We start from the raw sequence: 22227 nt of genomic DNA on the forward strand, positions 1-22227 counted from the left end.
CCCGGTTCGGGACAATCATTTAACGTGTGAATTAACTTGACAGGCATCGGCATTGTTTGCAAGTCTATATTCAAAATAACGGTTCAAATAATGAACCAACCGCCAGAGTGCATGGGACAGGCCATTCGGCCGGCGAGCCTGAGGGTTTGCAAACAGGAGGGATCAATGACAGCAGTTGCAGAACAGGCGCCGGCCAACAGGCTGCGCAAGAACAGTCTCGGCGTCGGCGCCATCACCTTCATGGTGATTTCGGCGGCCGCCCCGCTCACGGCCGTCGCCGGCGGCACGCCGCTCGGCATGCTGATGGGCAATGGCGCCGGCTTTGCGGGCACCTATTTGATCGTCACCATCCTGCTGCTTTTGTTCGCGGTCGGCTATGTCGCCATGTCACGCCATGTCGGCAATGCCGGCGCCTTCTATGCCTATGCCGCGCGCGGCCTCGGCAGCATGGCCGGCGGCGCCACCGCGCTGATCGCCATCCTGTCCTACAATGCCATGCAGATCGGGGTCATGGGCCTGCTCGGCGCCGCGACATCAGGCCTGTTCGCCGGCTGGGGCATCAACCTGCCCTGGTGGGCGTGGAGCTTCATCGCCATCGCGCTGGTCGCCGTGCTCGGCTATCGGCAGGTCGACCTCTCCGCCAAGATCCTGACGGTGCTGGTGCTGTGCGAATATCTTGTGGTGCTGGTCCTCGACATCGCCATCCTCAAGACCGGCGGCGATAGCGGCCTGTCGGCGGCGCCGTTCAGCTGGAGCCAGATCACATCAGGCTCGCCGGCCATCGCCATTCTGTTCTGCTTTGCCGCCTTCATCGGTTTCGAGGCGACGACGATCTATGCCGAGGAAGCCCGCGATCCAAAGATCACCATTCCGCGCGCCACCTATTTTTCGGTCGTGTTGATCGGCGTCTTCTACATGCTCACGGCATGGCTGATGGCGGTCGGCGCCGGTGTCGACAAGCTGCTGCCGACGCTGCAAGGGCTGCAGGATCCGACGACCTTCCTGTTCGGCCTGTCGGATCGTTACGCCGGCACGATGCTGTCGCAGGCGATGAGCATCCTGTTCGTGTCGAGCCTGTTTGCCGGCGTGCTGGCGTTCCACAATGCGGTTGCGCGCTATATCTATGTCTCGGGCCGCGAAAAACTGTTGCCGCAGACGATTGGCGTGACGCATGCGGTGCACCAGAGCCCGCATGTCGCTTCCGTCCTCCAGAGCGTGCTCGCCGCGGTCGTCGTCGGCCTGTTCGCCGTGCTCGGCCTCGATCCGGTGCTGGCGCTGTTTTCGTGGCTGACCAATGTCGCGACGCTCGGCGTCATCGTGATGATGGCGGTGGCCTCGCTGGCCGTGGTGATGTTCTTCCGCGCCAACCCGGCAGCCCAGGAGAACGCGCTGAAGACCACCATCCTGCCCGGGCTGACCTTCATCGCTTTCGTCATCATCATCTACCTGATCGTCATCAATTTCGGCAGCCTGTCCGGGGCCGGCGGCTTTCTTGGCGTGTTCCTGCCGGGGCTGGTGCTGATCGCCGCGATCGTCGGCCTGCTGCTGGCCAGCGCGCTGAAGAGCCGCGATCCCATAGCCTTCGAAAACCTCGGCCAGCCGCTGAAAGATTGAGAAAAGCAAAGGGGCGGCGTGCCACGCCGCCCTTACACCACAAGGGGAGTGGCGGATTTGAGCTTTGCCGAAAATATCACCGTCGAGGCTTTGGAAGCCGATCCCTATCCGATCTATGCAGAGCTCAGGCGCAGTGCGCCTGTTGCTTTCGTGCCCGCGGTCAATCTGTGGTTCGTCACCCGCTGGAAGGATGTCGAGAGCGTCGCCAAGTCGCCCGACATCTTCTCCGCCGTCGTCGGCTCGTCGCCGGTCGAGCGCTCCTTCGGCAAGCCGACCATCCTGACCACCGATGGCGAAACGCATAAACAGCTGCGACAGGGCGTTGATCCGAAATACCGGCCGCGCACCGTCGCCGCCTATGCCGGCGACCTCGTGCGGTCGATTGCCGAACCTTTTCTCGACCGGATCGTCAACCAAGGCTCCGCCGAGCTGATGGCCGATTATTTCGAACCGGTGTCGACGCTCAGCCTGGCGCGCTCGCTCGGCCTTGCCGACATCGACATGCAGACGCTGCGCCGCTGGTTCTATGGCCTTGCCCAGGGCGCCATCAATTTCGAGAACGACCCGAAGCGGCAGGAGATCGCCGACGCGATCAGTGCCGAGGTCGGCGACGCCATCTTGCCGACGCTGGAAAGGCTTGTCCACGCGCCGGATGATTCCGCGCTGTCGCATATGCTGCATGACGGCATGCCGGAGGGCACGACGCGGCCGATCGATTTTTTGATGCCGAGCATCAAGGTCATCCTGCTCGGCGGCATGCAGGAACCCGGACATGGCGCCGGCTCGATCCTCGCCGGTCTGCTGGGCCATCCCGAACAGATGCGGCAGGTGCTCGCCGATCCCGAGACCTTCGTGCCGAAGGCGGTCGACGAGGGCCTGCGCTGGGTGGCGCCGATCGGCACGCAGACGCGGCAGACGACGCAGGCGGTGGAGCTTGGCGGCGTGACGATCCCGGCCGGCGCCGCGGTCGCCGCACTCGTCTCCTCGGCAAGCCGCGACGAGAGCCGCTTTGCCGATCCCGACCGCTTCAACATCAACCGCGACGAAGGCAATCATGCCGCCTTCGGCTTCGGCCATCATTTCTGTTCGGGCCGGTTTTTCGCACGCGAGCAGATGTGCCTTGCGGTGAGGCTGTTGCTTCTGCGCTTCCCCCATCTCAGCCTTGTGCCTGGCAAGGAGCCGGTGTTTCGCGGCTGGGAATTCCGCGCGCCAACCACATTGCATGTTTCCCTAGGAGTCCGTCACCCATGATCAGTCAGAATGCCATCGACACGCTGCGCAGGACGGAGATCGGCGCACGGGGCCTGTTCATCGATGGCGTGCAGATCGAGGCAACAAGCGGCGCAAGCCTGCCGGTGACGTCGCCGATCGACGGCCGACCTTTCGCCAGCATCGCCGACGGCAACGCCGCCGATATCGACCGCGCCGTGAAGTCGGCGCGCAAGGCGTTCGAGAAGGGCTCGTGGTCGCGATCAGCGCCGGCCTTTCGCAAGAAGGTGCTGACGAAATTCGCCGAGCTGGTCGAAAAGCATGCCGACGAGCTCGCCGTGCTCGGCGTGCGCGACAATGGCACCGAGATCGGCATGGCCTACAAGGCCGAACCGCTCTCGGCCGCCGGCACCATCCGCTACTATGCCGAGGCGATCGACAAGGTCTACGGCGAGATCGCGCCAACGGCCGACAATGTGCTCGGACTGATCCACAAGGAGCCGCTCGGCGTCGTCGGCGTCATCGTGCCGTGGAACTTTCCGCTGATGATCGGCGCCTGGAAGATCGCGCCCGCACTTGCCGCCGGCAATTGCGTGGTGGTCAAGCCGCCGGAGATCGCTTCGCTGACGCTGCTGCGGCTGGCCGAATTGGCAAGCGAGGCCGGACTTCCCGCCGGTGTGCTCAATGTCGTCACCGGCCGTGGCGCGGTCACCGGCGAAGCGCTCGGCCTGCATATGGATGTCGACGCCATCGCCTTCACCGGCTCGGGGCCGGTCGGCCGACGGCTGCTCGAATATTCCGCTCGCTCCAATCTGAATCGCGTCTTCCTCGAACTCGGCGGCAAGTCGCCCAACATCGTCTTTGCCGATGCTCCCGACCTGAAACAGGCGGCGGTCGTCTCGGCCAACGGCATTTTTCGCAATTCCGGCCAGGTCTGCGTCGCCGGCTCGCGGCTTCTGGTCCAGTCAGCGGTCTATGATCGGTTCATGGACGAACTTGTCGCGGCAACCACGCGGCTCAAAGTCGGCGATCCGCTCGATCTCACCAGCGATGTCGGCGCCGTGTCGAGCGCCGAGCAACTGAACAAGAATCTCGGTTTCGTCGCCAGAGCCACCGAAGAAGGCGCCCAGCTGGTCACCGGTGGCGAGCGGATTCTGACCGAGACCGGCGGCAGCTACATGGCGCCGACGATCTTCGAGAATGTCACGCAAGACATGCAGCTTGCGCGCGAGGAGGTGTTCGGGCCAGTGCTCGGCGTCATGCGCTTCGAGACCGAGGAGGAGGCGGTGCGGCTTGCCAATTCGACCGTCTACGGGCTCGCCTCGGCGGTGTGGACATCAAACCTCTCCACAGCACACCGCATGGTGCGCGCCATCAATGCCGGCGTCGTCCACGTCAACACCTATGGCGGCGCCGACATCACCGTGCCGCTCGGCGGCGTCAAACAGTCCGGTTTCGGCCGCGACAAGTCGCTTCACGCGCTGGAGAAATATTTGGAACTGAAGACGGCGTGGATCGCGCTTTGAGCCTGGCGTCAGCGCCGGTTTTTCCGAGAGTCCGATCTTACCTCCGAAGCGCAGCGGATCGCATCGTAGCCCGCGGCGATCGATTCAATGGCGTCTCGTTCTCACTCACCCGAAAATTTTGAGAGAATATTCCCGGCTTTGGCGAGAACGGCGAAAGGCGTTCTTTGATAAACTTGATAGAATTTCTGAGGATGTGACCAAGGCTAGGCAATCCGCCTCGCTGCCATGACTTCACAACCACAGAGATCAATCATGTCCGACTTCAAGAACACTTTGCCATCTTCCCCGGGGTCAACCGTCAACCGGCGCAGTGGCCTTGCTCTGCTGTTCGCCTCGGCCGTGGCGATCGGCAGCCTGATGGCGCCCGGCGCATCGTTCGCCGAGGACAAAAAGGCGATCAAGGTGGGTATCATCAGCGGTGAGGACGAGGATGTCTGGCGAGTCGTCGTCGCCCAGGCCGCCGAAAAGGGCCTCTCCATCGAAACCGTGGTGTTCAACGACTACACCCAGCCCAATGAGGCGCTGGAGCGCGGCGAAATCGACGCCAACGCCTTCCAGCACCAGCCCTATCTCGACAACCAGATCAAGACTCAAGGGTATCATATCGTGCGCGTCGGCTATACCGGCGTGTGGCCGATCGGCCTCTACTCGAAGAAGTACAAAGCAGTCGCCGACCTGCCCGAGGGCGCGGTCGTCGGCGTGCCGAACGATCCATCCAATGAAGGCCGGGCGCTGCGCGTGCTGCAGAACGAGGGCGTGATCAAATTGAAGGACGGCACCGGCATTCTCGCCACCACCGTCGACATCGCCGAGAACGCGAAGAAGGTGGTGATCAAGGAACTGGACGCCGGCATTGTCGGCCGCTCGGTCGAGGATCTCGACGCGGCCGTGGTCAACACCGACTGGGCGCTGAAAAGCGGCCTGACGCCGGAAAACCGCATCGCGCAGGAGCCGATCGCCGACAATCCCTACCGCAACTTCATCGCGGTGAAGGCCGGTAACGAGAACGAGGCCTGGGTGAAGACGCTGGTCGCCTCCTATCAGAACGAGGCGGTGAAGGCCGAGTTCGACAAGGTCTACAAGGGCACCGGCCTCAGCGCCTATTGATCCGGTCGACCGGAAGCCCGGTTCGATAGCAACAGCGGTCCGCGCTCAGGCGCGGGCCGCGATTGCGTTTTCGGGAACAGGAACATTCATGAACCAGCATATCACGGCATCCGGAGAAACCGCCGATCCGATCCATGCCCGGCCCGACGCGTCTCAGGACGTCGTGCGCCTCGTCGAGCTGAAGCGCCGCTTCGGTGCGACAGCGGCGCTCGACGGCATCTCGCTGACCGTGCGCAAGGGCGAGATCCTCGGTATCATCGGCCGCAGCGGCGCCGGCAAGTCGACGCTGATCCGCTGCCTGAACGGGCTGGAACGGCCTGACTCCGGCGAGGTGTTCATCGACGGCCGAGAGATCAGCCGGCTTGGCGAGCGCGAGCTGCAGCCGCTGCGGCGGCGCATCGGCATGATCTTCCAGCATTTCAACCTGCTGTCGGCCAAGACCGTCGAAGACAATGTGGCGCTGCCGCTGAAGATCGAGGGCCGCTCGAAGGCCGAGCGACTGAAGCGCGCCGCCGAACTGCTCGACCTCGTCGGCCTGTCCGAGAAGGCAAAAGCCTATCCGGCGTCACTGTCGGGCGGCCAGAAGCAGCGTGTCGGCATCGCCCGGGCGCTGGCAGCACGCCCGGCGCTGCTCTTGTCGGACGAAGCCACCTCGGCGCTCGATCCGGAAACAACGCGCTCCATCCTCGCCCTTCTCAAGGACATCAACCGGCAGCTTGGGCTGACCATCCTTCTGATCACCCATGAGATGGAGGTGGTCCGCTCGATCGCCGACCGCGTTGCGGTGATCGACGCCGGGCGCATCGTCGAGCAAGGGCCGGTCTGGTCGGTGTTTGCCGACCCACAATCAGACATCACCAAAAGCCTGCTCGGCGCCATCCGGCCGCAGCTGCCAGCCGAACTGGCGGCCCGGCTGCTGCCGGCGGCCGGCGCGGAGACGATCCTGCGCGTCGACGTGGCCGGCGATGGGGCACGCGGCCCGTTGCTGTCCGACCTTGCCACGGCTGTTCCAGGCGCCTTCCGCCTCATCCACGGCGGCATCGACCATATCCAGCAGCAGCCCGTCGGCACGCTGTTCCTGTCTGTTCCCGGCAGCGATGCAAATCATCTCGCTGACATCATCACATTCCTGAAGACCCGCCAGGCGCGGGTGGAGGTGCTTGGCCATGTCGCCGATCCTGTTTGAACTTCTGCTGCGTTCGATCTGGGAAACCGTCCTGATGACAGCCGCCTCCGGCCTCATCTCGCTGGTCTTCGGCCTGCCGCTCGGCCTGGCACTGATCGCCACCGAACGCGGCGGGATTGCCGAAAGCCTGTGGGTGAACCGGGCGCTCGGCGCCGTCATCAACGGCTTCCGTTCGGTGCCCTTCATCATCCTTCTGGTGGCACTGATCCCGGTGACGCGGCTGATCGTCGGCACCTCGATCGGCACATGGGCAGCCATCGTGCCGCTGTCGATCGCCGCCACGCCCTATTACGCGCGCATTGCCGAAGTGTCGTTGCGTGAGGTCGACCGTGGCTTGATCGAGGCGGCGCGCGCCATGGGCGGCAACCGCTGGACGATCATCCGCGAGGTGCTGGTGCCGGAAGCCCTGCCCGGCATCGTCGCCGGCTTCACGGTGACGCTGGTGACGCTGATCGGTGCCTCGGCCATGGCCGGCGCCATTGGCGCCGGCGGCCTCGGCGACCTCGCCATCCGCTACGGCTATCAACGATTTGAGACGTCCGTCATGATCGCGGTGGTCATCGTGCTGATCATCCTGGTCTGCGGCATCCAGTGGGCGGGGGACCGGCTGGTGGCGAGGCTGGATCGGCGGGGGTGAAAGACTGGCTGATGGCACGGCCGCGTACGGGATAGGCGGAGGCCTTCCCGCCACCAAACCGTCTGACGCCCGGCTTCACCCGCCAAAGCTGCCCAGCCGCGTCGGCTGCGTATAGCTGCGGTCGACATAGAGCAGGGCCGAGCCGCCGCTGCCGTGCCGGACGTCGATGACGCGGCCGATCATGACATTGTGCGTGCCGACGACATGTACAGTCTCGATCTCGCAATCGAAATTGACGATCGCATCCGAGAGTGCCGGCGTGCCGGAGGTCAGCGTCTGCCAGCGCGCCGAGGCATAGCGTGCCTCCATGTCCCTGGCCGCGCCAGCGAATTTTCCCGCCAGATGCATGTGGTCATGCGTCAGCACGTTGACGCAGAAGCGCTGGTTGGACAGGAACATGGCGGCCTGCGTCGAGCGCCCGTTCATGCACACCAGCAGCGTCGGCGGCTCGTCGGAGACGCTGCACATGGCGGTGGCGGTGAAGCCGCCGCGCCCTGCCGGGCCATCGGTGGTGACGATGTTGACCGGCGCACAGACCCTCGCCATGGCGTCGCGGAAATCGGCTTTCGAAATCTGCGTGGCCATCTGGTTTCACTCGGCCGTTGAGACAAGCGGATTGAACCAGGTATCGCCCGTCCAGCCATTCTCGTCATAGTCGGCCATGCAGGTGTCGACGAGCTCTTCCATCGCCTTCAGCCGCCCGCCGCGTTCAGCTCCTTTCAGCACCTGCAGCCGCACCTCTTCCGGCGCGCCGGCATAGTTGAGCTCGTAGAGCGCGTGGCGGCCGCCGAACTCGGTGCCGGTCGCGTCCCACAAAAGCTTCATGATCTTGATGCGCTCGATGTGGCCCATGTCGTTGGAGCCACGCACATATTGCGCCAGATATCTGTCGATCTCGGGGTTGTTGAAGTCGCGCACCGACGACGGCAGGTAGATCAGCCCGGACGCGATTACCCGGCGCACGGTGTCGATGACGCGCGGATAGGCTTCCGACATGAAGGTGCGGTAGGCGAGCGCGGCTTCCAGATTGGGCAGCACCGCGCCATTCGCCCACGGGATCGGGTTGTAGGCCATGGCGTTGGAAAAGCTCCAGAACATGTGCCTGAGTGCGATGACCTCGCCCAGTGCCGCCTGGTTGCCGCGGAAAGCATCGCCGCCCGTGGCGCGCAGCGCCTTGGCCAGCAGGCCGGCGAGGAAATCGAGCTTGACGGCGAAACGCGTGCAGCCCTGGAAGCAGTAGCCATGCATGAAGCCGGATGCCGGATGGAAGGACAGGATTTTCTGCGCGTCGCGCAGCACCAGAACGTCCTCCCAGGGGATGAAGACATTGTCGAGCACCAGGATCGCGTCGTTCTCGTCGAAGCGTGACGACAGCGGATAGTCGAAGGGCGCCGCCACCGTGTTGGCCGTCTGCTCGTAGGAGACGCGGCAGAACATCTTTATCCCCGGCGCATTCATCGGCACGATGAACATCACCGACAGCGACGGATCCTCAGTGATCGTCGCCGAGCCCTGCGCCAGAAAATTGTAGTGGGTCAGCGCCGAGGACGTCGCCACCACCTTTGCGCCGGAGACATAGATGCCGGCATCCGTCTCCTTGGTGATGTGGACGAAGACGTCCTTCACTTGTTCGGCCGGCTTGTGGCGGTCGATCGGCGGATTGACGATGGCATGGTTCATGAACAGTGCGGCTTCCTGCGCACGTTTGTGCCAGGACAGAGCATTGTCCTTGAACGGCCCGTACCAGTCGGCATTGGCGCCGAGCGTGTTCATCAGCGCCGCCTTGTAGTCGGGCGTGCGCCCCATCCAGCCATAGGACATGCGCGACCACTCGGCGATCGCCGTCTGCTGGGTAACAAGCTCAGCCGAGGATTTGGCAACCCGGAAATATTTGTGGGTGTAGCCGCCCGAGCCGGTGTCGGTCGGCGAGGTCAGCGTGTCCCGTCGCAGGGGATCATGCAGCGCATCGTAGAGGCGCGCCAGCGACCGCGCCGAATTGCGCATCGACGGGTGCGTGGTGACATCGGCAATGCGTTCGCCATTGATATAGACCTCGCGGCCGTCGCGCAGGCTCTCCAGATACTCGGCCCCGGTGAACGGCCGTGCCTTATCAGTGCGGAAGTCTTCTGATCGCATGATGGTCCTCCTCTTGAGTCGCAACACTAGCGCCTTGGGCATGCATCGGTTATGGACGGAACGGCAAAACCGATTGGACTTTTTCAGGCACCATGAGCCAGAATTCCATTCCCGACTTCTTCGTCTATGGCGAGTCGGTGAGGCCGCTCGATGTCGGTTTCCTGCATGTCGAGACGGTGCTTGCGCGCAGCAACATCCATCTTGGTCAGGTTGCGGCGCACAAACATCCGCAGATGGGCCAGATCACCTACTGGACCAGCGGCTCCGGCACCTACCGTATCGAAGACCGATCCTGGGACTTTTCGGCGCCTGCCGTCAGCTTCGTGCCGAGCGCTGTCGTGCATGGCTTCTCGATCGGACCCGGCACCGACGCCATCGTCGTCTCGGTCGCCGACGGCGCGCTCGCGGCCATCGCCGCTCACAGCCTGCTGCCGCTGGACAGGCCGGTCTTTGCCGACGGTCTGCCACGACACGCAGCGTGGGCGAGACTGGCGGCGGTGCTGGAGATGATCGCCGCCGAATATGCCGAGGCGCAAGCCGGCAATGACAGGGTCCTGCCGGCGCTGATCGCAGTCGCACTCTCCCACATTGCGCGCCTGAGCCCCGGCGTGACCGCCTCTGCCGCCTCTTCCGATGCTTCGCTGGCGCGGGGCCTGCGTCGGCTCGCCGACGCGCATTTCCGCGACAACTGGCCGGTCGATCGCTACGTCGAGGCGCTGGCCACCACGCCGCATCTTCTCGACAAGGCTGCCCATGCGGTTCTGGGTGCCGGCGTCAAGCGGGTCGTCAGCGAAAGGCGGCTGCTGGAGGCCAAGCGCCTGCTGCTGTTCACCGTACGCACGGTGGAGGACATCGCCTACGAGATCGGCTTCGACGACCCGGCGTATTTTTCACGGTTCTTTCGCGCGCGGGTCGGCGAAGCGCCCGCCGCCTGGCGCCGGAAGCACTTGCTGGACCATTGATCCTGCGCGAATGCAGACCCCGTGACGCGCAAATCCTTGATGTTGCAGCCACAGCCACTTTTTCGTGAAGCCGAACGGGTTGATCCCTTCGCCTGTCTGCCTAGGTAGAAAGGAGCGGCGGGCGCCACGCAAATCTGACATCGGACCAATCTGACGGTCGGCATGATATTTTCCTGCATTCAAAAGCTTGCCCTACCTGTTCTCTTCGTTGGCATCCAGTCTTCCTGCGTCGTTCCCGACGATGCGTCGCGTATCGCCAAGGTTGATCCAACGGCGGCGGCCGCCCGCAAGGAGATGGTCGGCCTCAGCGAAGCCGATGTTCGAATGTGCGCCGGGTTTCCGACCGCCACCGCCGACGCCGGCCGATCGGGCCAGATCTGGACCTACAAGCGCATCGTCCAGCGCGGCAATCTCAGCATTGTGGTTCCGACTCTAGCGGTAGGCGCGATCCCGGCGGTCGGCGGCTCCGTCAATGTCGCTCCCGGCGGCTATTGCGACACGCAAATTCGCATGGTCGACGGCCGCGTCGCCGAAGTTGCCTATGCCGGCGACAACAATTTGCCGAACAGGCGCGACGCGCTTTGTGTCAGCACGGTGGACGCCTGCGTGACCTATGCGCGTCAACACGGTCAGAGGCCGGCGGCCAGATCGGCCAGATAGCCGGCGGCAGCGAAACGGCGATGACGGTCACGCAAATATCGTTGAGGGCTTGACTGACCCGCCGGACAGAATACGCTAGCGCAAAATACCGGCTCTGATCGCCGGGCGGCAAGAATGCCTCGTATGCCTCGCCCTTCCGGCGCTGGCTGCGAGGCATTGTCATTTTGGGGATCTGTTTGAAACGGCGTATCGAGATCGGCATCCTGTATTCCCGCTCGGGGAGCTATCAACTCGTCTCCGATGCGTGCCGCATCGGCGCCATGCGCGCCATCGCCGACATCAACGCCGATCGCAGCTCAGGCATCGAACTGGTGCCGGTCGAGCGCGATCCGCAAAGCAATGCGGACCGCTACGCGACGCTGTGCGAGGATATTTTCAGGACCAGCAGCGCGCGCCATGTCGTCGGCTGCGTCACCTCGTGGAGCCGCAAGGAAGCCATTCCGGTGCTCGAGAAGGCGGGCGGCATGCTCTGGTACGCCTGCCCCTATGAGGGCTTCGAGGCCAACGAGCACGTCGTCTACATGCACGCCTGCCCCAACCAGCATCTGGTGCCGCTGATGGCGCATGTCGTGCCGCGTTTCGGCGCCAACGGTTTCCTGCTCGGCTCGAACTACATCTGGGGCTGGGAGATGAACCGCGTCGCGCGCGACCTGATCGCGGATGCCGGCGGCAAGGTGCTGGGCGAACGTTATCTGCGCATCGGCGAGACCGATGTGTCGCGGCTGATCGCGGAGATCCGCGCCACGCGGCCGAACTTCATCCTCAACAACCTGATCGGCACCTCGTCCTACGCCTTCCTCGCGGCCTATCGCGACCTGGGTCACGAGGATGCCGCCTTCAGTCCCGAGACTTGTCCCGTCATCTCCTGCAACCTCACCGAAGGTGAGCTGCCGGCGATCGGTGAATCCGGCAAGGGACATCTGTCGGTCGGGCCGTATTTCGCGCCGCGGCCGGCCGCCTTCGCCTCGTCTTTCGAGGCCTCCGCCTATGCCTCCGTGCAGGTGATGGCCGACGTGCTCTCCAGCAATTCCGAAGCCGGTCCGGCGGAATTTTCCAGAGCCTTCGCAGAACGCCGCTTCTCCACCCGGCTCGGGCCGATCGCCATCGACGCGCATTCCCAGCACGCAACGCTGCCGGTGATCATCGGGCGCATCGCGGATGGCTTCTTCGAGGTCGTCAGCCGCGAGGACGAAGTCGCGCCAGACCCGTATCTGTCGCGCTACGACCCGGCAAAAACATTCGGCCGCCCGCGCCTGAGGGTGGTGTCGTGACGAGAACCCCACGCATCCCCAATCTCGGCGGCGCCAGGGCCTTCATCCTGCACCGTCCGCACCCGACGGTGCAGGCGATCACCAGGCAATTGTCGGCCATCGGCCTGATCACGCTGGACTGCTGGCCCGAACTACCGCCCGAGGCGCTGGCGGCCGATTTCGTCTTCTTCGACGCCGATCTCGGCTTCGACGAGCAATTCCCGTGGAAGCCGGGCGAAGCGCCGATGCCGCTGGTGGCGCTGATCGGCTCCGAGGCGCCCGGCCGCATCGAATGGGCATTGTCGCACAAGGCCGACGCCCAACTCTTGAAGCCGGTCGGCAATGCCGGCGTCTACAGCGCACTGCTGATCGCAAGGCAAAGTTTCGAGGCGCGAAAACACCTGGCCAGCGAAATCGCCTCGCTTCGCCAGCGCGTCGCCGAGCGCCAGACCATCGTGCGCGCGGTGACGGCACTGGCGAAAGGCGCCGATGACGGCCGCGCCTATGCGCAGCTTCGCTCGCTGGCGATGAGCTGGCAGATCAGCGTCGAGGATGCCGCGCGGCGGATCGTGGCCATGACAAGTGAAGAAGCAACGGGGGAAGAAGGCGGCGATGACCAGTCCCATCGCGCCTGATCTCACCGCGCCAGGGCGCATGCCGGTCAAGCCGCGCGCCGGCGTCTGGCGCCGGCTGGTCAAGCGTCGTCTGGCGCTGCTCGGGCTGGTCATTGTCGCCATTGTCGTTGCCGGCGCCGTGCTGGCGCCATGGCTGACCGGCTACGATCCCAATGAGCAGATGTTCGACGGCCTGACCATCGAGGGCTCGCCCTTGCCGCCGGATGCAAAATTCTGGCTGGGCACCGACCTGCTCGGCCGCGACCTGTTGACCCGCATCCTCTACGGCGCGCGCACCTCGCTGATCATCGGCATCGTCGCCAATGGCGTGGCTCTGTTCATCGGCACGCTGGTCGGCGTTGTTGCTGGCTATTTCCGCGGCTGGATCGGCAGTGCGCTGATGCGCTTCACCGATTTGATGATGGCCTTTCCGGCACTGCTGCTCGCCATTTGCCTGGCGGCGGTGTTCGAGCCCAGCCTGTGGATCGTCGCCATGGTCATCGCGCTGGTCAACTGGGTGCAGACCGCCCGCGTTATCTACACCGAGACCTCTTCGCTCGCCGAACGCGAGTTCATCGACGCCGAGCGCACCATCGGGGCGAGCGCACCGCGCATCCTGTTTCGCCACATCCTGCCGCATCTGCTGCCGACCATCATCGTCTGGGGCACGCTCGGCATTTCGACCACGGTGCTGTTGGAGGCGACGCTCTCCTTCCTCGGCATTGGCGTGCAGCCGCCGACGGCGTCCTGGGGCAACATCATCTTCGAGAACCAGACCTATTTCCAGGCCGCACCCTGGCTGGTGTTCTTTCCCGGTGCGGCGATCCTGGCGCTGGCGCTCGCCTTCAACCTGATCGGCGATGCACTGCGCGACATTCTCGATCCGACGCAGAGGGGCCGGGCATGATCGCCTATCTAGGCCGCCGCCTCATCCAGTCGCTGCTGATCCTGCTCGGCGTCTCGCTGATCACCTTCGCGCTGCTCTATCTCTTGCCGGCCGACCCGGTGCGCCAGATCGCCGGCCGCAGCGCCACGCCGCAGACGGTCGAGAACATCCGCCAGCAGCTCGGCCTCGACCAGCCCTTCATCGTCCAGTACTGGCGCTATCTCACAAAGCTCATCAGCGGCGATCTCGGCCGCTCCTACATCCAGCGCTCCGAGGTCACCGAGCTGATCGTCTCGCGGCTGCCGGCCAGCCTGTTGCTGATGGTCGGCGCCATCCTGTGCGAGCTGCTGCTCGGCCTCAGCATGGGCCTGATCGCCGCCGTCAAGCGCGGCACCGGCACCGACCAGACGCTGATGGTCGCCTCCTTCGTCGGCGTCTCGGCGCCGCAATTCGTCGTCGGCTTGCTGCTGCTCTACGTCTTTGCCGTGCGGCTCAGCTGGTTCCCGATCGGCGGCTATGGCACCTGGCGTCATCTCGTGCTGCCGTCGCTGACCATGGGCATACTCGGCGCCGGCTGGTACGCCCGCATGATGCGCTCGTCGATGATCGATGTTCTGCGTCAGGATTATGTCCGCACCGCCCGCGCCAAGGGCCTGGCGCGGCGAGCCATCCTGTTCCGACATGCACTGCCCAACGCCATCCTGCCGGTCATCGCCATGATCGGCATCGACATCGGCATCTTCATGGGTGGCATCGTCGTCGTCGAAAGCGTGTTCGGCTGGCCTGGCATTGGCCAGCTGGCGTGGCAGGCCATCCAGCGCGTGGACATCCCGATCATCATGGGCGTCACCCTGGTCTCGGCCTTCGCCATCGTGCTCGGCAATCTGCTGGCCGACGTCATCGCGCCCTTCATCGACCCCCGCATCAAGCTCAGATGAAAATGAAAACCAGACAGAGAAAGGGAACATAAAAATGAAAAAGTTTCTCGCATCCACGGTAGCGGCATCGGCGCTGGCGCTGATGCTCGGCATGACAAGTGTTCGCGCCGAAGACGCGATCGATCCGAACGCCAAGCAGGGCGGCGCCATCACCATCACCTACAAGGACGATGTCGCCACGCTCGATCCGGCGATCGGCTATGACTGGCAGAACTGGTCGATGATCAAGAGCCTGTTCGACGGGCTGATGGATTACGAACCGGGCACCACCAATTTGAAGCCCGACCTTGCCGAAAGCTACGAGATCGCGCCCGACGGCAAGACCTTCACCTTCAAGCTGCGCCATGGCGTGAAATTTCACAATGGCCGCGAGATGACCGCCGACGACGTGAAATATTCGCTCGACCGCGTCACCAATCCCAAAACCCAGAGCCCCGGCGCCGGCTTTTTCGGCTCGATCAAGGGCTATGACGATGTCGCCGCCGGCAAGGCCGAGAGCCTCTCCGGCGTCACCGTCGTCGATCCCTATACGGTCAAGTTCGAGCTGACCCGGCCCGACGCCACTTTCCTGCATGTCATGGCCATCAACTTCTCGCATGTCGTGCCGAAGGAAGAGGTCGAGAAATACGGCGCCGATTTCGGCAAGCATCCGGTCGGCACCGGCGCCTTCAAGCTCGCCGAGTGGACACTCGGCCAGCGCATCGTCTTCGAGCGCAATGCGGACTATTGGCACAAGGGCCTGCCGCATCTGGACAAGATCACCTTCGAGATCGGCCAGGAGCCGATCGTGGCGCTGCTGCGCCTGCAGAAGGGCGAGATCGATGTGCCCGGCGACGGCATTCCGCCGGCAAAATTCCAGGAGGTGATGGCCGATCCGGAGCAGAAGGCGCGCGTCGTCGAAGGCGGCCAGCTGCACACCGGCTATGTCACCATGAACACCACCATGGCGCCGTTCGACAATGTGAAGGTGCGTCAGGCGGTCAACATGGCGATCAACAAGGCGCGCATCATCCAGATCATCAACGGCCGCGCTGTGCCGGCCAACCAGCCGCTGCCGCCGTCGATGCCGGGCTACGACAAGGAGTACAAGGGCTATCCCTATGACGTCGGCAAGGCCAAGGCGCTGCTTGCCGAGGCCGGTCATCCCGATGGTTTCGACACGCAATTGTTCGCCATGAACACCGATCCCAACCCGCGCATCGCTCAGGCGATCCAGCAGGATCTGGCGGCGATCGGCATCAAGGCCAGCATCCAGTCGCTGGCTCAGGCAAACGTCATTGCCGCCGGCGGCGACAAGGCCGGCGCACCGATGATCTGGTCCGGCGGCATGGCCTGGATCGCCGACTTCCCGGATCCGTCGAACTTCTACGGCCCGATCCTCGGCTGCGCCGGCGCGGTGCCGGGCGGCTGGAACTGGTCGTGGTACTGCAACAAGGATCTCGAGGCCAAGGCGGCCGAGGCCGACTCGGTGGTCGACCCGGCCAAGGCCGGCGAGCGTGACAAGATGTGGAGCGCCATCTACGACAAGGTGATGGAAGACGCGCCCTGGGCGCCGGTCTTCAACGAGCAGCGCTTCACCATGAAGTCGGCGCGCATGGGCGGCGCCGACAACCTCTATGTCGACCCGGTCCATATCCCGATCAACTACGACAATGTGTACGTAAAAGATGTGCAATAACTGCGACTACACCATCCACGGGCGCCAACATCATTTCGGCTGGGACAATTCGTTTGTCCCGGCCGAGCGGGTGGCGCCCGGCTCGACCATCGAGTTCCAGTGCCTCGATTCCTCCGGCGGCCAGTTGCAGGCCGACAGCACGGTCGCCGACGTCGCCAGGCTCGACTTCGCCACCGTCAATCCGGTGACCGGGCCGATCTTCGTCGAGGGCGCCGAGCCGGGCGATGCACTGAAGGTGACGATCGAGATGTTCAAACCATCCGGCTTCGGCTGGACGGCCAACATTCCCGGTTTCGGGCTGCTCGCCGACGACTTCAAGGAGCCGGCGCTGAACATCTGGAAATACGACGCCGTCTCGCTCGAGCCGGCGCTGTTCGGCAAAAATGCGCGTGTGCCGTTGAAACCCTTCGCCGGCACCATTGGCAACGCGCTGGCCGAAAAGGGCCACCATTCGGTGGTGCCGCCAAGGCGCGTCGGCGGCAATCTCGACATCCGCGATCTCGCCGCCGGCACCACGCTGTACCTGCCGGTGGAAGTGGCGGGCGCGCTGTTTTCGGTCGGCGATACCCATGCCGCGCAAGGCGACGGCGAGGTCTGCGGCACGGCGATCGAAAGCCCGATGGACGTCGTGCTCAAGCTCGATCTGGTCAAGGATGCCAGGCTGAAGACGCCGCGCTTCACCACGCCAGGCCCGGTGACGCGCCATCTCGACGCCAAGGGTTATGAGGTGACGACCGGCATCGGTCCGGACCTGATGGCCGGCGCCAGGGAGGCGGTTGCCCAGATGGTCGACCTGCTCGCCGGCCGTTACAAGATCGACCCGGTCGAAGCCTATATGTTGGCCTCTGTCTGCGGTGATCTCAGGATCAGCGAGATCGTCGATATGCCGAACTGGGTGGTGTCGTTCTACTTCCCGCGCTGCGTGTTTGAATGATGTCAAGTCGGCGCTGCACCCCCCTCTGTCCTGCCGGACATCTCCCCCTCAAGGGGGGAGATCAGATGTCACTTCGGCTTTCGCCAATCTCTAATGTTGCAAGGGGGAGCGCCGGCCCACGTGACGGCCAATCTCCCCCCTTGAGGGGGAGATGTCCGGCAGGACAGAGGGGGGCGTGCCGGAATAAACCTCTCAGAACTTTGCCTTTGCAATGACCTCAACCCCCGAACCCATCCTCGACATCGCCAACCTCTGCGTCAGCGTGCGCGGCGAGGATGGCGAGCGTGAGGTCGTCTCCGATCTATCGCTGACGCTGGCGCGTGGCGAGACGCTCTGCATTGCCGGTGAATCCGGCTCCGGCAAATCGATGACCGCACTGGCCATCATGCAATTGCTGCCGCAGCCGGCGGCGCGCATATCGTCTGGGAAAATCCATCTGGGCGATACAGATCTGACGATTCTCGACGAGCGCCGGATGCGGCGCATTCGCGGCGACCGCATCGCCATGATCTTCCAGGAGCCGATGACCTCGCTCAACCCGGTGCTGTCGATCGGCCGGCAGCTCACCGAATCCATCGAGGCACACACCAGCCTGTCGCAGGGCGAAGCTCGTCAGCGCGCCATCGAGGCGTTGAAGGCGGTGCGCATTTCAGAGGCCGAAAGCCGGCTAAAGCAGTTTCCGCACGAACTGTCCGGCGGCATGCGCCAGCGGGTGATGATCGCCATGGCGCTGGCGCTCGAGCCGGACGTGCTGATCGCCGACGAGCCGACGACGGCCCTCGACGTCACCGTGCAAGGCGAGGTGCTGGAGCTGCTGCGCGACCTGCAGCGCCAGCACGGCACCAGCGTCATCCTGATCACCCACGACATGGGCGTCGTCGCCGAAATGGCCGACCGCGTCATCATCATGCGGCATGGCCGCATGGTCGAAGAGGGAAGAACCGCTGACATTTTTGCCAGGCCGCAAGCCGACTACACGCGCGAACTGCTTGCCGCCGTGCCGCGCATCGGCAGCGGTATCGGCCGCCAGAAATCCAGGGATGCCGAGACGGCGATGCCGGCCAATGTCGCAGAAGTCAACGACCTGCATGTCCGCTTCGACCTGCATGGCGGCTTCTTCGGCCGGGTCACCCGCCGCGTCCACGCGGTGGAAGGCGTGACCTTCTCGATCGCGCCCAACGAGACGCTGGCGCTGGTCGGCGAATCCGGCTGCGGCAAGTCGACCACCGCCAAGGCACTGGCCGGACTGGTGCCCTACAGCGGCGACATCGCCATTGGCGGCCGCAATCTGTCCGGCCTTGGCCGCGACGAGCGTAAGGCGGTGCGCCGCGACGTGCAGATGATTTTTCAGGATCCCTACGCCTCGCTCGACCCGCGCATGCGCGTCGGCGAACTCGTCGCCGAGCCGCTGCTGATCCATGGCATCGCCTCGAAGCAAGAGCGCAGTGACCGTGTCGCGGCGCTGTTCGAGCGCGTCGGCCTGTCGGCCGATCAGATGGAGCTCTATCCGCATGAATTCTCCGGCGGCCAGCGCCAGCGCGTCTGTATTGCACGCGCTCTTGCGCTGCGGCCGAAGCTGATCATCGCCGACGAAAGCGTCTCGGCGCTCGACGTTTCGGTGCAGGCGCGCGTGCTCGATCTGTTGAAGGAATTGCAGCGCGAATTCGGCGTCGCCTATCTCTTCATCTCGCATGACATGGCTGTGGTCGAGAACATCTCCGACCGCGTCGCCGTCATGTATCTCGGCCAGATCATCGAGATGGGCACGCGCGACCAGGTCTTTTCCAACCCGCGCCACCCCTACACCAGACGCCTCATCGAAGCCGTGCCGGTGCCCGATCCAGCCAAGCGACGAAGCCGCTTCGCCCGCCTCGACCAGGAGATCCCGAGCGCCACCCGCAGGATCGGCGAGGCGCCGCTGAAACTGGCGCTGAGGGATGTCGGCAACGGCCATCTCGTCGCCGCCGAGGGCTGAGCCGGCACTGCCGCCGGGCGGTTCACGTGTTTGTGTCTCTATCTCGCGCTCAAGGCTCGCGTTCCCCCGCCAAACGGTATCGCTTCGCACACGAAATCCCTAACGGCCTCTTGCCCTCTGTCCCTATCTTCCTCATGTTCAATACCATTGCGATGATCGATCGTAGGAGGGTCGGTCGGATTCATCGCTATGGGAGGAAGTCAACCATGAAGGTAAGCCTTTTCGTTTCCGCGGCACTTCTCGCCGCATCCGCGATTCCCGCCTCGGCCGCCGAAATTTCCGACGGCAAGGTCAAGATCGGCATCCTCAACGACCAATCGGGCGTCTACGCCGATTTCGGCGGCAAGTGGTCGGTCGAGGCGGCCAAGATGGCGGTCGAGGATTTCGGCGGCAAGGTGCAGGGAGCGCCGATAGAAATCATCAGCGCCGATCACCAGAATAAGCCCGATATCGCCTCCAACATCGCGCGGCAGTGGTATGACACCGAGCAGGTCGATGCCATCATGGAACTGACGACCTCTTCGGTGGCGCTCGCCGTCCAGGGGATTTCCAAGGAAAAGAAGAAGATCGACATCGTCACCGGCGCGGCGACCACGGAGCTGACCGGCAAACAATGCTCGCCCTATGGCTTCCACTGGGCCTATGACACTCATTCGCAAGCGGTTGGGACAGGCGGCTCTCTCGTGCAGCAGGGCGGCGACAGCTGGTTCTTCGTCACCGTCGACTATGCATTCGGCTATTCGCTGAAGGATCAGACCACCAAGTTCGTCGAGAGCCATGGCGGCAAGGTGCTGGGCGAGGTGCGTTATCCCCTGGGATCAACCGATTATTCGTCCTTCCTGCTGCAGGCGCAATCGTCGGGCGCCAAGGTCATCGGCCTGGCCAATGCCGGCCTCGATACCTCCAACTCGATCAAGCAGGCGGCCGAATTCGGCATCGTGCAGGGCGGTCAGCGTCTTGCCGCACTCCTGTTCACGCTGGCCGAGGTGCATGGGCTTGGCCTTCAAGCGGCGCAGGGCGTTGTGCTGACCGAAGGCTATTATTGGGATCGCGACGACAAGAGCCGCGAATTCGGGCAGCGCTTTTTCAAGCGCACCAACCGCATGCCGAACATGATCCAGGCCTCGACCTATTCAGCGGTGACGCAGTACCTGAAAGCGATCGACAAGGCCGGCACGGACGAGACCGAAGCCGTCGCCAAGCAACTGCATTCGATGCCTGTGGACGACGCCGCGATAACCAACGGCAAAGTGCAGGCGGACGGCAACATGGTCCACGACATGTACCTCTATCAGGTCAAGTCGCCAGCCGAGAGCACCAAGGAGTGGGACTACTACAAATATCTCGCCACCATTCCTGGCAACGAGGCCTTCCTGAGCGAAAAGGAAAGCGGCTGTCCGACGGCCGGCCAGTGATCGGCGCGGCCGATGGCGCCGACTGACCTGAGCGCGAACGAGCCGCCTGTGGTGCTTTCCGCCCGCGGGTTGCGGCGTGACTTTGCCGGCTTCATCGCCGTGAAAAACGTCGATCTGGATGTTCGCCATGGCAACATCCATGCCCTGATCGGACCCAACGGCGCCGGCAAGACGACCGTCTTCAACCTGCTCACCAAGTTCCTGGCGCCGACCAGCGGCAGGATCGAGCTGCTTGGCCATGACATCACCCGCACGTCGCCGGCCAGGGTCGCGCGGATGGGCCTGGTGCGCTCGTTCCAGATATCGGCGATTTTTCCGCACCTCAGCGTGCTCGACAATGTCCGCGTCGCCCTGCAGCGGCCGGGCGGGCTCAGCGTTCAGTTCTGGCGCTCGCTGGCGGCGCTCGACCGGCTGACGCCGCGTGCCGAGGAATTGCTTCGCTCGGTCGGTCTCGACGACGCCAGGAACAGGCTCGCCGGCGACCTTTCCTATGGCAGGAAACGCGTGCTCGAGATCGCCACGACCCTGGCGCTCGATCCGAAAGTGCTGCTGCTGGACGAGCCGATGGCCGGCATGGGGCACGAGGACGTGGCCACGGTTTCCGACCTTATCCGTTCGGTGGCCAGGGATCGCGCCGTGCTGATGGTCGAGCACAATCTGACTGTCGTGGCCGACCTTTGCGACTGGATAACGGTCATGCAGCGCGGCGAGGTGCTGGCCGCCGGCGACTACGCCACGGTCAGCCGCGACGAGCGCGTCAAGATCGCCTATATGGGCACCGCCGATGACTAGTACCGCACCTCTGCTTGCCGTCAGCGGCCTCAACGCCTGGTATGGCGAGGGCCATGCGCTGCACGGCGTCGATCTGGAAGTGTATTCCGGCGAGACGGTCACACTGCTCGGCCGCAATGGCGTCGGCAAGACGACGACGCTGCGCGCCATCATGGGGCTGATCCGCAAGCGAACCGGCGGGATCGCCTTCGACGGCCAGGATCTGATGCGGCTGCCGCTGCACCGCACCGCGCATCAGGGCATCGGCTTCGTGCCGGAGGAGCGCGGTATTTTCGCCACGCTGACCGTCGACGAGAACCTGGTTCTGCCGCCGGTCGTGGCCGAGGGCGGCATGAGCGTCGAGGAGATATTCGATCTGTTCCCCAATCTGAAGGAGCGGCGCAACAGTCCCGGCACCAGGCTGTCGGGCGGCGAACAGCAGATGCTGGCGATCGCGCGCATGTTGAGAACGGGTGTGAAAATGCTGCTTCTCGACGAGCCGACGGAGGGGCTCGCTCCCGTCATCGTGCAGCGCATCGGCGCGTTGCTGGCGACGTTGAAAAAGCGCGGCATGACGATCCTGCTGGTCGAGCAGAACTTCCGCTTCGCCAGCCGTGTCGCCGATCGTTTCTATCTGATGGAGCACGGCAAGGTGGTGGCAGGGTTCCCGGTCGGCGAGCTGCCGGACCGCATGACGCAGCTCCACGAAGTCCTGGGTGTATGATGGCG

General features: G+C 64.1%; 20 protein-coding genes. 18 read left to right on the forward strand and 2 right to left on the reverse strand.

The window, feature by feature from the left end:
* Window positions 1-165 precede the first annotated feature (165 nt).
* The 6 genes from NP945_RS12220 (at window position 166) to NP945_RS12245 (ending at window position 7279) form a co-directional block, all read left to right on the forward strand.
* Window positions 166-1614 carry an APC family permease gene (locus NP945_RS12220; protein ID WP_256746492.1) on the forward strand — a complete coding sequence of 483 codons (1449 nt, stop codon included), beginning with the start codon at window positions 166-168 and terminating at the stop codon, window positions 1612-1614.
* Window positions 1615-1671: 57 nt separating this feature from the next.
* Window positions 1672-2865, forward strand: a complete 1194-nt coding sequence (locus NP945_RS12225; RefSeq protein WP_256746493.1) for a cytochrome P450 — start codon at window positions 1672-1674, stop codon at window positions 2863-2865.
* On the forward strand, window positions 2862-4349 hold the full coding sequence (locus tag NP945_RS12230; RefSeq protein WP_256746494.1) for an aldehyde dehydrogenase: 1488 nt from the start codon (window positions 2862-2864) through the stop codon (window positions 4347-4349). Before NP945_RS12225 ends, NP945_RS12230 begins: the two co-directional genes overlap by 4 nt.
* Before the next feature lie 252 nt (window positions 4350-4601).
* On the forward strand, window positions 4602-5456 hold the full coding sequence (locus NP945_RS12235; protein ID WP_127396249.1) for a MetQ/NlpA family lipoprotein: 855 nt from the start codon (window positions 4602-4604) through the stop codon (window positions 5454-5456).
* A gap of 88 nt (window positions 5457-5544) precedes the next feature.
* Window positions 5545-6642: a methionine ABC transporter ATP-binding protein gene (locus tag NP945_RS12240; RefSeq protein WP_256746495.1), complete on the forward strand. Its 1098-nt coding sequence runs from the start codon at window positions 5545-5547 to the stop codon at window positions 6640-6642.
* The gene (locus NP945_RS12245) at window positions 6623-7279 is read left to right on the forward strand and encodes a methionine ABC transporter permease (protein WP_127266743.1); all 657 of its coding nucleotides are present in this window, start codon (window positions 6623-6625) and stop codon (window positions 7277-7279) included. The genes NP945_RS12240 and NP945_RS12245 overlap by 20 nt, the downstream gene beginning before the upstream one ends.
* Before the next feature lie 75 nt (window positions 7280-7354).
* On the opposite strand, the gene NP945_RS12250 is transcribed toward NP945_RS12245, so the two are convergent.
* Both NP945_RS12250 and NP945_RS12255 read right to left on the reverse strand, forming a co-directional pair.
* Window positions 7355-7864 carry a flavin reductase gene (locus NP945_RS12250; RefSeq protein WP_127328062.1) on the reverse strand — a complete coding sequence of 170 codons (510 nt, stop codon included), beginning with the start codon at window positions 7862-7864 and terminating at the stop codon, window positions 7355-7357.
* A gap of 6 nt (window positions 7865-7870) precedes the next feature.
* Window positions 7871-9415, reverse strand: coding sequence for a 4-hydroxyphenylacetate 3-hydroxylase N-terminal domain-containing protein (locus NP945_RS12255; RefSeq protein WP_256746496.1), 1545 nt, complete (start codon window positions 9413-9415; stop codon window positions 7871-7873).
* Between the two features lie 92 nt (window positions 9416-9507).
* On the opposite strand from NP945_RS12255, the gene NP945_RS12260 reads away from it, so the two are divergent.
* The 12 genes from NP945_RS12260 (at window position 9508) to NP945_RS12315 (ending at window position 22222) form a co-directional block, all read left to right on the forward strand.
* Entirely contained in the window at window positions 9508-10377 is an 870-nt protein-coding gene (locus tag NP945_RS12260; protein WP_256746497.1) for a helix-turn-helix domain-containing protein, read from the forward strand.
* A gap of 162 nt (window positions 10378-10539) precedes the next feature.
* Entirely contained in the window at window positions 10540-11037 is a 498-nt protein-coding gene (locus NP945_RS12265) for a hypothetical protein (protein WP_127328068.1), read from the forward strand.
* A gap of 176 nt (window positions 11038-11213) precedes the next feature.
* Window positions 11214-12308, forward strand: a complete 1095-nt coding sequence (locus tag NP945_RS12270) for a transporter substrate-binding protein (RefSeq protein ID WP_128363158.1) — start codon at window positions 11214-11216, stop codon at window positions 12306-12308.
* On the forward strand, window positions 12305-12922 hold the full coding sequence (locus tag NP945_RS12275) for an ANTAR domain-containing response regulator (RefSeq protein WP_127268207.1): 618 nt from the start codon (window positions 12305-12307) through the stop codon (window positions 12920-12922). Before NP945_RS12270 ends, NP945_RS12275 begins: the two co-directional genes overlap by 4 nt.
* 19 nt (window positions 12923-12941) lie before the next feature.
* Window positions 12942-13808, forward strand: a complete 867-nt coding sequence (locus tag NP945_RS12280; protein ID WP_197031628.1) for an ABC transporter permease — start codon at window positions 12942-12944, stop codon at window positions 13806-13808.
* A complete protein-coding gene (locus NP945_RS12285) occupies window positions 13805-14725 on the forward strand; it encodes an ABC transporter permease (protein WP_127268209.1) in 921 nt (306 codons plus the stop codon). The genes NP945_RS12280 and NP945_RS12285 overlap by 4 nt, the downstream gene beginning before the upstream one ends.
* A 34-nt stretch (window positions 14726-14759) precedes the next feature.
* Complete coding sequence (locus tag NP945_RS12290; RefSeq protein WP_256746498.1) at window positions 14760-16403, forward strand: ABC transporter substrate-binding protein; 1644 nt, start codon at window positions 14760-14762, stop codon at window positions 16401-16403.
* On the forward strand, window positions 16393-17337 hold the full coding sequence (locus NP945_RS12295) for an acetamidase/formamidase family protein (protein WP_128306890.1): 945 nt from the start codon (window positions 16393-16395) through the stop codon (window positions 17335-17337). The genes NP945_RS12290 and NP945_RS12295 overlap by 11 nt, the downstream gene beginning before the upstream one ends.
* Window positions 17338-17548: 211 nt before the next feature.
* Entirely contained in the window at window positions 17549-19312 is a 1764-nt protein-coding gene (locus NP945_RS12300) for an ABC transporter ATP-binding protein (protein WP_256746499.1), read from the forward strand.
* A gap of 206 nt (window positions 19313-19518) precedes the next feature.
* Entirely contained in the window at window positions 19519-20727 is a 1209-nt protein-coding gene (locus tag NP945_RS12305) for an ABC transporter substrate-binding protein (protein ID WP_027040146.1), read from the forward strand.
* Between the two features lie 12 nt (window positions 20728-20739).
* Window positions 20740-21519: an ABC transporter ATP-binding protein gene (locus NP945_RS12310; protein ID WP_127380924.1), complete on the forward strand. Its 780-nt coding sequence runs from the start codon at window positions 20740-20742 to the stop codon at window positions 21517-21519.
* A complete protein-coding gene (locus tag NP945_RS12315; protein ID WP_127267608.1) occupies window positions 21512-22222 on the forward strand; it encodes an ABC transporter ATP-binding protein in 711 nt (236 codons plus the stop codon). Before NP945_RS12310 ends, NP945_RS12315 begins: the two co-directional genes overlap by 8 nt.
* The last annotated feature ends 5 nt before the right edge of the window (window positions 22223-22227 follow it).

This window comes from Mesorhizobium sp. LMG17149 (genome assembly GCF_024518695.1).
GTDB lineage: Bacteria > Pseudomonadota > Alphaproteobacteria > Rhizobiales > Rhizobiaceae > Mesorhizobium.